Raw genomic sequence first — 13,241 nt, 5'->3', positions numbered from 1 at the left:
GGGATCTGCATTCCGACGTGTGGGTCGTTGGATGCATCGTCTCAATGGCGCGTCTTGTTTTCGATTGATTGTGACGGTCTGTTACCTTCGACGGCTTCGGCTTTAGGGCTTAACTCTTTCGCGCTGCATCCGAGACGGCGGACGCCGCCGCTTTCGCAACGTCGACCTGCGCCTGAACCATCGATATGAACATCTGGCTCTCGGCCGCGAACATCTGGGCCTGGATCATGGGGGTCATGAACTGCCCTGTCGATTCCATCGTTTCCTCGGCGAATTCGGCCGCCGCGTTCGGCACGTTCTGAGGCTGCTTCGCTGGCCGGGCCGCCGCAGTGCCTTGCTCATGCGGCGCTTCCGCCGGCTCGAGGTCGGGTACGGGCTCCTCGTGTTTCTGTCCCGCATCGATCCGCGGCGTGTGCGGCGAATGCGGGGTGACAGGCGGCGAGGCAACCCCGTGCCTGTTGCGCAGCTTCGCGAATGCCGACGCCGTATCGGCGCGCGGCCCAAGTGAAGGGCCACCGTGCGGCGAGCCCGGTACCGACGCAGGCGCATGGGGCGTATGGAGGTCGAGCACGGACACGGGCGAGTCCCACTCTTCGTCGAGCGACGCGCGAGGGGGAATCTTCAGCGGCGTAAGACGCACGCCCGGTTCCGGCTCCACGAGCGGACGATCCGAGCCGTCACGTTCCTGTTCCGCCGCGGCGACTGGCTCCTCGTTCGCCGAAGCATCGCGCGGCGTGTGCGCGCGCGAGGGATTGTCCGATTCGTTCATGCCGAGCCGCATCGTCGAAACGGGCTCATGAATACTGACCCGTGGCGTACCGAATGGGTTGGTGCTAACCCTCGGCGTATCGAACGGGTTGGTGCTAACCCTCGGCGTATCGAATGGGTTGGTGCTAACCCTCGGCGTATCGAATGGGTTGGTGCTAACCCTCGGCGTATCGAATGGGTTGCCGCTAGCCCGCACGTTTTGTGTTCGCGAGGAATGTGAGCTCAGGCGACCGAGCACGCCCGTCGATCCAAGTGGTCGAGACGACGAGACCGTGGGTGTGGACGGTCTCGGTGAAGACGTGGAAGACGGCGTGCTCGCGTCGGTGCTGTTGAGGCCGTCGACGAACGGATTGGTATGGGCTGGTCCCGTCACGGGCATGGTGTTCCTCGCTCGGTCTCGATGTGATAGGCGGACCGCCCGAGGCGAAGCACGAGGCGGCAGTGACCTCTTTATAGCCGGCCCCTCATCGACACCGTGCTCCGCGGCCCGAAGCGAACGCACGGTTTGCGAAGCCTCGCGCGAGGACGCGCGATTGCATGCGCGCCACGCTGACCATTGGGATGAACCCGATGGTTAATAAAAGCTTTATACCCACGGAAAGAAAAATTTAAGTGCCCGACGCATCCAAATCGTTTTCAGCTGGCACTAACGTTTCACCGAACCAAGGAGCATTTCATGAAGTTCCATCCGGTTATAGGCGGCTCGCATCGCATCGCGCGCGGAAATGGCGTTGCGGGCCACAAGCGAAGCGAGATGCTCGTTCAAAGAACGGGACATGTTGTCCTCCTTGCGGCGAATGAAGTCACTAATGAAATGCATCTTTTCAGGATCGATGAGCAGCTTGCTCACTTGCTGATTCGTATTGAAGAGGAGTTCGCTTGCAAGCACGAACGACTGGCCGTCTTCGCTCGGCACGAGGCTCTGGCAGATCGCGCCGATCAGCGAATTCGCGAGCGAGGCAGCGTGGCGCTCGCGCTGCTCGGAGGGGAAGAAGGAGAGCAGCCGCGAGAGCGTGCTCGCGGCACTGTTGATATGCATGGTCGCGAAGACGAGGTGCCCGGATTCGCCGGCCTGCAACACCGTCTCGGCCGTCTCGAGGTCGCGCACTTCGCCCACCATGATGACGTCGGGTTTCTGTCGCAGCGCTTCGCGCAGTCCTGCCGAAAAGCTCGGGGTATCGGTCGGAACTTCGCGTTGCGAAATAATCGATTGGCGGCCGTCGAGGTAAAACTCGATCGGCTCTTCAATGGTGACGATATGACTGTTTCTGGTTCGGTTGATGTGGTCGAGCAGGGAAGCGATGGTCGTGGTTTTGCCGGAGCCTGTCGGCCCCGTCACCAGGACGATACCCTTCGTCGCATCGAGCATCGTGCGGATGTAGGCAGGCAACCCGAGCTTCTCGAGCGGCAACGGTTCGAGCGGCAAACGTCGGATCGAGATCACGGTCTTGCGGCCACCCGAGCTGCGATAGACGTTGCAACGCAGCCTGCAGCGCGTGAGCACGAACGGGCGATCGATAGCGCCTTGCGTGAGTCGCGTTTCCCATTGCTCGTCGATGGCCTCGAGCATCGGGCGCATCTCTTCCATCATCACGGGTGTGCTGTCGCCGGTCTCGATCCAGCCCTGCGGCGTCTTGATCATGATCGGGCGATCCTGCTCGATATGGATATCGGTGAAGGTCTGGGGCAGATCGACGAGCGCAAGAATTTCGCGCGTGAGGTCGCGCAAGCCGCTGGATTCAATGGTCATGTTGGTGGGTCCGTGAAGCGTTGCAATGACGACGCACTCGTGACTTTAAAGAATCGGCACGGCGGAAGCAAAGCCGAAAAAACATACGCCCCTCGCTCCAGCGCGGGAAACGTCCGTCGGACGGGATCATGGGATGGAGTCGGGCCATGCGCCGCGCGCTGATCTGCACCGCCGTCACGGCGGGCCTCGTGGCGGGCATCGGCCAACCTGGCAGGGCTCTGGCCGCGCCGCGCCAGGCCGCTGCAGCCGGGCGCGTAGACGTGCTCGGCAGGCTGCAAGCCCGCGATGTCAGCGCGGGCGGACATGACGTCCCGCTGCGCGAAGCGCTCGAGCGTATTGTTCCTGCCGACTACAGCATCAACCTGCCCAATGCCGGCGCGTGGGCGGAGACCCCCGTGAGCTGGCACGGCAGGCGCACCTTCGTGGCGGCGCTGCGCGAAGCGCTCGCGGGTCTTCCCGAAGTTAGCGCGAAGATCGATACGAATCTTCAGATGGTTACGGTGCACTCGCGCGCGCTGCCGTTCGGCGCTGCGGCCGCCCTCGCCGCCCAGCCGCAAGCGGCTGCGCCCAGCATGCCGACGGCGCTGGCCGCCCCGGCACCCGCGCCCGGCGCCGCGCCGCGTGCGGAGCCTCCTCTCCTGGCGGCGCAGACGCAGTCCCCCGGCGTGCCGCCGTCGGTTCAGTCCGCTGCGGCAGGCTTGCAAAAAACCGGTACGTCGGCTGCAGTCGCAACCAAGGCGGTCATCGCACCTGTCTCGCAAACGTTGGCTACCCCCGCCCTCGCAGCGGCATCGAAGACCCTCGCCGCACCCACCCACGCGCCCGCTCAACCGCCGGACGCTGCCCTGTCCTCGGCGATCTCGACGCAAGCCGGCTCTTTCGCTGTGCCGGCGGACGAAACCTCGCGCACCTGGCGGCTCGAAGTCTCCGACCGCACCGTGAAGACGGCGCTTTCGCGCTGGGCCAAGGAGGCTGGCTGGCAACTCGTGTGGGAAGTGCCGGTCGACTTCGGCATCGACGCCGACGCCACCATCACAGGCACGTTCGACGACGCGCTGCACGCCGTCGTCCATGCGCTCGACAAGAGCGACACGCCGATCCAGGCCATTCTTTACAAGGGCAACAAGGTGCTGCGCATCGTTGCCCACGGAGCCGCGTCATGAAAGTCGTCCTCGCCCTCCTCGCATTGCTGTTGGCCGGCTGCACGGGCCTGCTCCAATCGGTTTCGGATGCCGCGCACCGCGATGCCGAGCAGAGCGGCAAGATGCTGGCCTCCGCCCGCGAAGGCAACATTCGCACGCACACGATCGACGATGTGGTCGTCGACAACGGAATCTGGCTGTCGGGCAGAACCGTCAAGCTCGCGCAGGCGGCGGGCCTGCCGCCCGTCTTTTCGCAGCCCGTCACGTTCGATCGCCAGGTCGCTTCGCTGCAGGAGTTTTCGGAACGCATCACGCGACTCGCGCAGGTGCCGGCCAAGGTGTCGGCCGATGCCGTCGTGGCTTCCGAACGCGCCCTCTCCGGCGCACCCGCTGGGCTCGGCAAGGCCAACCAGACCGTCAACTTGCCGCCGCTGCCGACCGGGCGCGGCGCGGCGGTGGCTGCTGCGACTGCCAACACAGGCTTCATGGCGTCGAGCGTGCGCATTCTCTATCGCAGCGGCGATTTGAAGGGCTTGCTCGATACCGCTTGCGCACGCTTCGGCGTCTCGTGGAAGTACACGGACGGCGCCATCGATTTCTATTTCACCGACACGCGCACGTTCCAGGTGAGCGCGGTGCCGGGTGATTCGTCGGTCAACGCGAATGTCGTCAGCGAAGCAAGCAACACCGGAGGCACCCAGAGCTCGGGCGCGGGCGTCGCAGGCAGCATCGCTGGTGGCGGCGGCAACGGCAGCGGCACAAGCAACGGGGTGTCGTCCAACAACACGTCGACCACGGCGGTGAACTCGCAGCTGTCGATCTTCGGCAGCCTGGAATCCGCCATCAAAGCGATGCTCTCGCCCTACGGCCACGTGGTATCGGCACCGGCCACGGGCTCGATCTCCGTGACCGATACCCCCGACGTGCTCGATCGCGTCGCGCGATTCATGGAGGAGCAAAACCGCGTAATGTCGCGCCAGATTCTCGTCAACGTCACCGTGCTGTCGGTAACGCTGTCGGCCGACGACAGTTACGGTATCAACTGGGGCGCCGTCTATCAGGCACTCGGCTCGCGCTTCTCGCTAACGAGCGCCTTTACGTCGGGCCTAACCAGCGCGACCACGCTCGGCGCCCAGGTCATCTCGCCCAACAGCCGGGCGGACGGCACCGCGGCGCTCATCTCGGCGCTCTCGAAGCAGGGAGCCGTGCGACGCAAGACCTCGGCTTCGGTGACCACACTCAACAACCAGCCCGTGCCGATCCAAGTCGCCACGCAGCAGGGCTATCTGGCGTCGATTTCGACCACCAACACCGCGAACGTCGGCTCGCAAACCTCGCTGACGCCGGGCACCGTCACCACGGGCTTCAACATGACGCTGCTGCCGCACATGCTGGACGACGGCACCGTGTTGATGCAGTTCTACACCAATCTCTCCGTGCTCGATGCGCTGCAGACGGTCTCGAGCGGCGGTGCCAATCCGCTGCAGATCCAGACTCCGCAGATCGACACGCGCAACTTCTTGCAGCGCGTGGCCATGAAATCGGGCGAGACGCTCGTCATCAGCGGCTACGAGGGCGCAGCCGACAACTCGACCCAGCAAGGCGTCGGCAAGCCTTCGAACATCCTCCTCGGCGGCGGCTACGACGCCCGGCGCTCGCGCGAAGTGATCGTTATCCTGATCACGCCGCTGACCGTGCGCACGGCATCGGGCGCCTGAGCGCAGGCACGAGACGAACCCCATCATGTCCGCGCAAATCATCCAGCTCGGCCGCCACCGCTTCGTCAGCGGCCTGTTCTGGCAATCGCTCTCGCGGCGGCGCGAGCTGCGCAAGGAAGCGCTCGAACTTGCGCGCAAGCTGCAGTTCGATCTGCTGCTCGTGCGTATCGAGCGCGATCATGCCGAAGCCGGTTTCGCGAACCTCGCCGATGGCGTCCAGCCCGGCATGCTGTCGCTGGCGACGATGGTTTCGTCCGCGATTGTGCGGCAAGGTGCGATGTACGACGGGCGCCAGCAGCCGGCACCCAACTGGATCGGCGCATTCAAAGTGCCGGACGGGCGCTGGGCGTACTTCGCCGTGCGCGACAACCTGTTCCTGCCGAACGGCGACTGGATCGGCACGCGCGACGAAGTGTTCGAGCGGCTCTTCGCCGACTACGCGCTCGGCGGCTGGAACGTCGTGATCGGCGACGAGGAACTCGAGCCGCTCGGCTTTCACAACTTCTATCGGCGCAGCCTCGAAGAGCTGATGCCGCGCCGCAGCGGCAAGCCGCACGTCCATCGCTGGTGGGCCCTCGGGCGCGCGCGACGCAGCCTGCGCCTCCCGCTCGCCGCCGCGGCACTGGCCGTAATCTTCTGCGCGGGGGCGGTCGGATACGTGAAGTATCGCGAGCACCAGCAAGCGCTCGCGTTTGCGCGAATGGCCGAGGCGCAGCGCAAGATCGTCGCGGCCGCGCAGAAGCAGCCGGTCGCCGCTGTGCACCCCTGGGCGTTCGAACCGCTGCCCTCGGCGCTCGCCGCACGCTGCCTCGAACGATTCGGCGAGTTCGCCCCGGGCGGCTGGCAACTGTCGCGCTACGAATGCTCGAGCACGGCGGCGAGCTATGTTTGGGACCGCCACGACTCGGCCATTGCGTTCCTACTGAGCCAGATTCCGCAAGCGCAGGTCGACGGCACCGGCGACCATGCCGCCTGGCACGTCCCGCTCACCGTTACGCCCGGCGGCGACGATGCGCTGCTGCCGGAAAGCCGCGTGCGCGAGCGTCTCTTCAATGCGTTTCAGTCACTCTCGATCAAGCTGAAGCTCGACGCTGCGCCGCGGCCCGAACCCACGCAGAACGAACGTCTCGCCGCACCGCTCACTCACCGCCCGCCGCCGCCCACATGGCGCGTCTGGCACCTCTCGGCCGATCTGGCCGGGCTCTCCCCGGCAAGCATCGCGCCCGCGCTCGATGCGCCCGGCGTGCGGCTCCAACGTCTGACTTACCAGGACGGAACGTGGTCCATCGAAGGAGTCGTCTATGCGAACTGAGATCTTTGCTCCAGCCGTGCGCCAACACGCGCACGCCATGGGCGCGGCGCTGAGATGCCTGGCGCTGACGGGCCTGACGCTTGCGCTCGGGCCCGCGTTCGCCGCGCCGGCCTCGGCCGTTGCCGTGCCCCCATCCGGCACGGGCGCCGCGCTTGCGCATGCGGCCGTCTCGCACGCCGGCATCTCGCAGCTGCAGCCGGACGCAACGCCGGTCCGAGCGGCCGCGTCACCGTCGGAGGCATCGACGAAAGCGGCGCCGACGGCGACCGCGCCCGAGCCTGCAATCACCTCCCCGACCGCGCAGGCGCTCACGCGGCTCGAGGAAGAAACGCTCGTGCTCAAGGCACGCCTGAAGGCACTCGAAACCGAAGCGCAAATCGCGCAGCGCAACGCCGAGCTCACTCGCCTCACGGCCGCCGGCGAACGCAGTGGTTTCGTGGTGCACGCGGTCGAGGGCATCGGCAAGTCGCTTTACGCGACGCTCTGGAGTCGCGATCAGGGCGAGGTCGAAGTGAAAGCGGGCGACACCCTGCCGGATGGTATGCGCATCGTCTCCGTCAAGCCTGGCGAAGTGCTCGCGCAACTCGCGCACAGTCGCAAGCCCGTGGCGCTGCCGATGGCCATCGACACGTTGCCGGCGGGCGAGCAAAGCTACGCCGGCGCGCCCGCGGCCGGCGGCGTCGGCGCCGGTATCCCCAGCATCCCCGGCATCCCCTCGTTGCCGAGGTACTGACAATGGCGAACATTCTCCCCCGCATCGGCGCAGCCGCCGACGTAGCGCCGCAGCCCCTGCAGCCGGCGTGGCGGCGCGACGGCGTCGTACCCGCCGCCACGGCGAAAGCCGGCGAACCCGCCGTGACAAGAGCCAACGGCGAACGCAAGACCGAGCCGCCCTGCGCCAAGACGCTCAGCGACCATGGCGAACTCGCGGCCAGCGAAGAAGAAGGCAAGTTCCTGTGCCTGCTCGACGACGGGCGGCTGCTCATCGCCGAGGGCCAGGAGATGAACCCGTACGTGCTCTCCTATCGCGCGCGGCTCGAGCGCATGCGCAAGCCTTACCACACGGTATCGGTCGCGCTCGACATGATCGCGCGCGCCTATCGCGAGCACCGGGCCGACGGCATCGAACCGCTCGAGCACACGGCGATGCAGACCGTCGCCAAGGAACTGATCGCGCAAGCTTGCCGCGAACGCGCTTCCGACATTCACATTCGCGTGCATCGGCACTCCACCGAGATCCTTTTTCGCGTGCACAACGAACTGGTGCGCGTGCGCGAGCAGACGCGCGAGCACGGCGAGCGGTTGCTCGCCACGCTCTATGCGGCGATGGCGAGCGTCGCCGACAACACCTACAAGCCGACCGAACGGCAAGACGCGGCCATTGGCGATCGCGACAAGCTGCCCGATCAACTGTTCGGCGTACGTATCGCCACGGCGCCCACGAGCGTGGGCAGCGTGATGGTCCTGCGGCTGCTCTACAACGACGCCGGCGACGACGCCGAGCTCGAAAGCCTCGGCTTTACCGCCGAACATGCCGCCGCACTCGAGTTCCTGAAGGAACAGCCGATCGGCATGAACATCATCAGCGGCCCGACGGGCTCGGGCAAGTCGACCACGTTGCAGCGCGTGCTCGCAAGCGCGATTCGAGACACAGGCGGCTCGATCCACGTGATCACCGTCGAGGATCCGGTCGAATATCCGATCGCCGGCGCCGTGCAAACGCCCGTGGTCAATGCGGCAGGCGAGGAAGCCCGCTCGGCGATGTTCGCGGCGGCGATCTCGAATGCGATGCGGCTCGACCCCGACACGATCATGATCGGCGAAGTGCGCGACGGCGCATCGGCGCAAAGCGCCCTGCGCGCGGCGATGACGGGCCACCAGGTCTGGACGACGGTGCATGCCAACAACGCGATCTCGATCGTCGACCGTTTGATCGACCTCGGTCTGCCTCTGCGCATGGTCACCGACGAATCGGTGATCACGGGCCTCGTCAGCCAGCGGCTCGTCAAGCTGCTGTGCCCGCATTGCAAGCTGCGTTTTGCGCAGGTGCGCGACGGACTCGATGCAGCGCTCGTCGCGCGTGTGAACCAGATCGCCGGGGCGCGCCTCGCCGATATCTGCGTCGTCGGGTCCGGGTGCGCGCACTGCCGTCAGCGCGGCACGATCGGCCGCTCGGTAGTCGCCGAGGTGATCCGGCCCGACGCCCGGTTCTTCGCCTACCTGCGCGATGGCGACAAGGCCGGCGCGCTCGGCTACTGGCTCGGCCAGCTCGGCGGCGAGACCGTGACGGACCATGCGATCCGCAAGGTCCTCGGCGGGCTCGTCGATCCGCGCATGGCCGAGCGCGTGGTGGGACACCTGACCTCGCGCGGCGAATACGACGACTACCTGCGCGAGCAGGCCGGAGGGATCCGTCATGCGGCTGCCTGACGTCAACCGCTGGTGGGCGAAGCTACAGCTCACGGCCAACGCGCGCCTGCGGATCTACCGCAAGATCAGCAAGATGCTCGGCAACGGCTTGCCGCTGCTCAAGGTGCTGGAGGACCTCGAAGCGCGAGCTTCGCACAACGGCCGCAAACCGAACGAGGCGCTTGCCATCGCGCTTGCGGACTGGCGCCGTACAGTGCAAAACGGCGGACAGTTGGCCGAGGGCATGTCGGGCTGGGTGCCGCAATCCGAGCAGATGATCATTCTCGCGGGCGAGCAGGCCGGCCGCATCGAGCAGGCGCTCGAATCGGTCACGCGGGTGGTCGTGGCGGGTCGCAAGATCCGCTCGTCGATCATCGGCGGCGTGACCTATCCGAGCATGGTCCTGCTGATGGTCTTCACCTACATCTACGTGTTCGGTACGCGCGTCATTCCGCAGTTCGCGATCTTCACCGACCCGCGCGGCTGGCACGGCGCGGCACGCTCGCTTTATCTGATGTCGCAGTTCACGCAGCGCTGGATGCTGCTCGTCGTGGCGCTGACGATGGCCTTCTGCGCGCTGGTGGCGTGGTCGATGCCGAACTGGAACGGACGCCTGCGCGTCCTGCTCGATCGCGTGCCGCCCTACTCGCTTTATCGGCTCGTGATCGGCAGCGGCTTTCTGATGGCGTTCTCGTCGCTGCAGACCTGTGGCTTCACCGTCGAGAAGTCGCTCGTGCGGCTTGGCGCCACGGCCGCGCCCTGGTTGCGCGCGCGGATCGACGACACGTTGTTCGGCGTGAAGTCGGGCCTGAACGCGGGCGAGGCGCTGCGCGCCACCGGATATCGCTTCCCGTCGTCGGAGATCGTCGACGATCTTTGCATCTACTCGCAGTACAGCGGCTTTGCGCAAGCGCTCGAAGTGCTGGCCGCCGAGTGGCTCGAAGACGGTGTCGAGATCGTCGGCACGCAGATGCGCGTGCTCAACAGTATGTCGATCGTGTTGCTTGCGGTCGTCATCGCGTGGCTGGTAACCGGGTTCTTCGGCATCCAGCAGGAGATCGCGGCGGTGTCGCGATCATTGAAATAACCGGACGAACGCCTGGCCTCAGGTCACGCCGGACATTTTTTTGGCTTATTGGGGGAATCACATGAAACCGGACCGTCGCATCGTCAAGCCCGCCGCCCTACCGCGCAGCACGCCGCGCGCGCGACGCCGCCAACGGGGCGCCTCACTGCTCGAAGGCATCGCCTACCTCGGCATTGCAGCGATCGTCGTGATCGGCGCCATCGCGCTGCTGCGCACGGCGTTCGGCAGCGCCAACGCCAACACGATGCTCGAGCAGCTTTCTTCGATGCAGACCGCTGCCCGCAAGCTCTACATGACGACGCAAGGCAACTATGGGACCGGCGCGCTCGATGGGCCGATCATCGCTGCGGGCGCCGTGCCCCAGGGCATGGCCGTGAACACCACGAACTCGACGATCAGCAATGCCTGGGGCGGCGCGGTCACGCTCACGGGTGCGACCACCACGTTCACGATCAGCTACGCCAACGTGCCGCAGGACGTGTGCGTCGATGCGCTGACGGGCACGACCTCGGGCTTCACGCAGGTCGCAGTCAATGGCGCCGGGGCAATTCCGACGCCCGTCTCGCCTACAAACGCGACGAAAGCCTGTAGCGACGCCAACGCCAACTCGATCGTCTGGACTTCCAACTAACGCCTGTCAGCCCGATGCCGGCCCTGGCGCATCCGCCCCGGGCCGGCCTCGCGAACGAGGGAGAGACGCCATGTACGTTTTCGCTACCTTTGCCGTCATCGCCACGGTCGTCGGCGCCTGGCAGACCTTCGGCCAGCAGCAGATGCAATCGGTCGCGCAGGCCAGCAGCAGCGCGCAAGCGCAAGCCCAAGCGCTCAACATGGCAGCGTACCGGCAGTCGGTGATCAGCTATTTGCAATCGGCCGATCCCTCGTTCATCGGCTCGATCCCGCCGGGGCAGTTGAAGAAGATCGCGCACTATGCCTCCGACGGGCTGTGGAACAACTACGTCGAGGGCAATACGGTCGTGGTCTACGCGCAGTCGCCGACGTCGGCCTCGCTCCCGAGTTTCACCGCCAAGATCGCGCACGGCTCGGTGTTCGCCGGCGTCGCCCGCGGCGGCTCCCTCGTCCCGACCGGCCAGCCGGGCCTCAGCATTCCGTTGCCCGCCGCCATCGCGAACAGCATCTCGGACGGCACGCCCGTCTGGATGGCTCAAGTCACGCGGGGCTAAGGCAATGCGCCGCCAGCCTGCCGCCACCCGATCGTTCGCCTCGCGCGGCGCCCGCCGCTCGCGTGCGCGCGAACGCGGCGTCACACTGGTCGAAAGCGTCGGGGCGCTCTTTGTCGCGGGCGTCATGCTCATCGGCCTGTCGATGCTCATCGATACGTCGATGAAGAACATTCGCGATCAGCAGGCCGCGCAGTTCCAATCGCAAGTGGCCGGTGCGGCGACCCAGCTCGTGCAGGCCAACTACGCCACGCTCGCCTCGTCGGCCACCGCCACCACGCCCGCCGTCGTGCCGCTTACCGCGCCCAGCGGCCTGCAACTGTCGAGCTATCTGCCGCCAGGCCTCAATGCGCAAAACGTTTATGGCCAGACCCCTTGCCTGCTCGTGTTCGCGCCATCGACAGGCGGACTCGATGCACTGCTCGTGACCGAGGGCGGGCAGACCATTCCCGATATCGAGCTCGGCTATATCGCGGCCAACTCGGGCGCCGGCGGCGGCTCGATTCCCGCAGTCAAGCCCGGCACCTCCCACACAGCCAACAGCGCAGCCTACGGCGCCTACGGCTCGTGGGTCGCGAATACGCCGAACCCGAGCAGCGCGAGTTGCACGGGCAAGGCCACGGGCCCCGGCCATCTCGTCTCCGAAATCTATTCGAGCGGGCCAAGCAACACGAACAGCGACTTTCTCTATCGGGTCGGCGTGCCCGGCTATGCGGACGCCAACACGATGCACGTGCCGATTTATCTAGCCGACCAGACCCACGTGGCCGGACAAAGCGACAGCGCCTGCGGCGCCGGCATCGCGAACTCGGCCGGCAAGATCACGACCGATGCCTCCGGCCAAGTGCTCTCGTGCTCGAGCGCCGGCTACTGGCAAAGCGCGGGCTCGCTCTACTGGCGCGACCCCGTGGCGAGCCAGGCCGATCTGCCCACGGGCGCCAGCGCCGTGCAAGGCGATGTCGCGCTCGCGCTCGACACCGGCATTCCCTACGAATACACGGGCTCGTCCTGGCATTCGCTGATCGTCGACAACAACGGCAACCTCAACCTCGGCACGGGCACGGTCGCGGCGGCACAGATGGCCATGACCGCCACGAACACGTTGGGCTCGCCGTGTGACAACGGGGCGTCGCTCGGCGGCGTCGGGCAATTGAGCGTCGACGGAACGGGACACATGCTCTCGTGCATCGGCGGCACCTGGCAGGACGCGACGCGCATCGACAACGGCGCGGGGTCTGGTGGCTGCCTCGTCATCATCGGCCCCAACCCCTCGCCCGACTTCGGCTATTGCCAGCAATACACGGGCGCTTATCCCGACGGGGCGAATGTGACGATCAACAGCGCTGGTTGGTACGTCTACACCCAATCATGGACGCTCACGCTCGCTCGGCCCGGCGTGATCACGGCGTCGGTGTGGGGGCATATGAGCGAACAATATTGCCAAATGACCGGCCTCTCAGGCCACCTGGAGCAGAAGGTGATCGTCCGAAACAACGACGACAACCACACGATCGGCCGAAACCTGTCACAGACGCCCGGGATCAAGGACACCTCCTCGGGCATCACCGAAAACCTCGTCCTACCGCTCATGCCGAACCAGAACGGGTACCTGATCCAAATTTTCACCAGTTGGGTGTCATACAGCGGGCAGACGATGCCTTACCAAGCCAGCACATGTGCTCCGGACGGCAGCGCCGTTCCGATCACCCCGCTCGTCATCGGGTGGAACATCAATTCGTACTACTGAATAACTGAGCAGCAGCCCTACAGGGAGTTCAAGCCGTGTCATTCAAACCGCTCCGTTCGACCCCGCCTCCGGGTCCGCCCACCCGCCGCAAGCGCGCCGCACGCGGCGTCGCTGCCCTCGCGCTGAT

The 13,241-nt window shown here is 66.0% G+C and carries 10 protein-coding genes and 1 pseudogene; 9 read left to right on the top strand and 2 right to left on the bottom strand.

The genetic code is table 11. From position 1 onward, the window contains the following. Positions 1 to 109: 109 nt before the first annotated feature. Positions 110 to 769, bottom strand: coding sequence for a hypothetical protein (locus MMB74_RS14815; RefSeq protein ID WP_277429400.1), 660 nt, complete (start codon positions 767 to 769; stop codon positions 110 to 112). Positions 770 to 1,414: 645 nt separating this feature from the next. Continuing rightward, complete coding sequence (locus MMB74_RS14810; RefSeq protein ID WP_277429399.1) at positions 1,415 to 2,518, bottom strand: ATPase, T2SS/T4P/T4SS family; 1,104 nt, start codon at positions 2,516 to 2,518, stop codon at positions 1,415 to 1,417. A gap of 911 nt (positions 2,519 to 3,429) precedes the next feature. Between MMB74_RS14810 and MMB74_RS14805 the strand changes: the two are divergent. From MMB74_RS14805 to pilV, 9 genes and pseudogenes are all read left to right on the top strand, one after another. Next, positions 3,430 to 3,681: pseudogene (locus MMB74_RS14805) on the top strand (toxin co-regulated pilus biosynthesis Q family protein); the annotation flags it as partial. Beyond that, complete coding sequence (locus MMB74_RS14800; protein WP_277429398.1) at positions 3,678 to 5,378, top strand: PilN family type IVB pilus formation outer membrane protein; 1,701 nt, start codon at positions 3,678 to 3,680, stop codon at positions 5,376 to 5,378. The pseudogene MMB74_RS14805 and the gene MMB74_RS14800, both read left to right, overlap by 4 nt. A 25-nt stretch (positions 5,379 to 5,403) precedes the next feature. Further along, positions 5,404 to 6,690, top strand: a complete 1,287-nt coding sequence (pilO2, locus tag MMB74_RS14795; protein ID WP_277429397.1) for a type 4b pilus protein PilO2 — start codon at positions 5,404 to 5,406, stop codon at positions 6,688 to 6,690. Further along, a complete protein-coding gene (locus MMB74_RS14790) occupies positions 6,680 to 7,423 on the top strand; it encodes a hypothetical protein (RefSeq protein ID WP_277429396.1) in 744 nt (247 codons plus the stop codon). Before pilO2 ends, MMB74_RS14790 begins: the two co-directional genes overlap by 11 nt. Positions 7,424 to 7,425: 2 nt before the next feature. Next, positions 7,426 to 9,120: an ATPase, T2SS/T4P/T4SS family gene (locus tag MMB74_RS14785; RefSeq protein ID WP_277429395.1), complete on the top strand. Its 1,695-nt coding sequence runs from the start codon at positions 7,426 to 7,428 to the stop codon at positions 9,118 to 9,120. Then, positions 9,107 to 10,186, top strand: a complete 1,080-nt coding sequence (locus MMB74_RS14780; RefSeq protein ID WP_277429394.1) for a type II secretion system F family protein — start codon at positions 9,107 to 9,109, stop codon at positions 10,184 to 10,186. The genes MMB74_RS14785 and MMB74_RS14780 overlap by 14 nt, the downstream gene beginning before the upstream one ends. A gap of 61 nt (positions 10,187 to 10,247) precedes the next feature. After that, positions 10,248 to 10,817: a type 4 pilus major pilin gene (locus tag MMB74_RS14775; protein ID WP_277429393.1), complete on the top strand. Its 570-nt coding sequence runs from the start codon at positions 10,248 to 10,250 to the stop codon at positions 10,815 to 10,817. A 70-nt stretch (positions 10,818 to 10,887) separates the two neighbouring features. Then, positions 10,888 to 11,370: a type IV pilus biogenesis protein PilM gene (gene pilM / locus MMB74_RS14770; protein ID WP_277429392.1), complete on the top strand. Its 483-nt coding sequence runs from the start codon at positions 10,888 to 10,890 to the stop codon at positions 11,368 to 11,370. A 4-nt stretch (positions 11,371 to 11,374) separates the two neighbouring features. Then, on the top strand, positions 11,375 to 13,114 hold the full coding sequence (gene pilV / locus MMB74_RS14765; RefSeq protein ID WP_277429391.1) for a shufflon system plasmid conjugative transfer pilus tip adhesin PilV: 1,740 nt from the start codon (positions 11,375 to 11,377) through the stop codon (positions 13,112 to 13,114). Positions 13,115 to 13,241 lie beyond the last annotated feature (127 nt).

This window comes from Trinickia sp. Y13 (genome assembly GCF_029522115.1).
Classification (GTDB): domain Bacteria; phylum Pseudomonadota; class Gammaproteobacteria; order Burkholderiales; family Burkholderiaceae; genus Trinickia.
This window is presented reverse-complemented; position numbering and strand designations above follow the sequence as displayed.

Coding starts and splice junctions, on each gene's coding strand:
- MMB74_RS14815 (WP_277429400.1), bottom strand. CDS start 769: ATGAACGAATCGGACAATCCCTCGCGCGCGCACACGCCGCGCGATGCT.
- MMB74_RS14810 (WP_277429399.1), bottom strand. CDS start 2,518: ATGACCATTGAATCCAGCGGCTTGCGCGACCTCACGCGCGAAATTCTT.
- MMB74_RS14800 (WP_277429398.1), top strand. CDS start 3,678: ATGAAAGTCGTCCTCGCCCTCCTCGCATTGCTGTTGGCCGGCTGCACG.
- pilO2 (WP_277429397.1), top strand. CDS start 5,404: ATGTCCGCGCAAATCATCCAGCTCGGCCGCCACCGCTTCGTCAGCGGC.
- MMB74_RS14790 (WP_277429396.1), top strand. CDS start 6,680: ATGCGAACTGAGATCTTTGCTCCAGCCGTGCGCCAACACGCGCACGCC.
- MMB74_RS14785 (WP_277429395.1), top strand. CDS start 7,426: ATGGCGAACATTCTCCCCCGCATCGGCGCAGCCGCCGACGTAGCGCCG.
- MMB74_RS14780 (WP_277429394.1), top strand. CDS start 9,107: ATGCGGCTGCCTGACGTCAACCGCTGGTGGGCGAAGCTACAGCTCACG.
- MMB74_RS14775 (WP_277429393.1), top strand. CDS start 10,248: ATGAAACCGGACCGTCGCATCGTCAAGCCCGCCGCCCTACCGCGCAGC.
- pilM (WP_277429392.1), top strand. CDS start 10,888: ATGTACGTTTTCGCTACCTTTGCCGTCATCGCCACGGTCGTCGGCGCC.
- pilV (WP_277429391.1), top strand. CDS start 11,375: ATGCGCCGCCAGCCTGCCGCCACCCGATCGTTCGCCTCGCGCGGCGCC.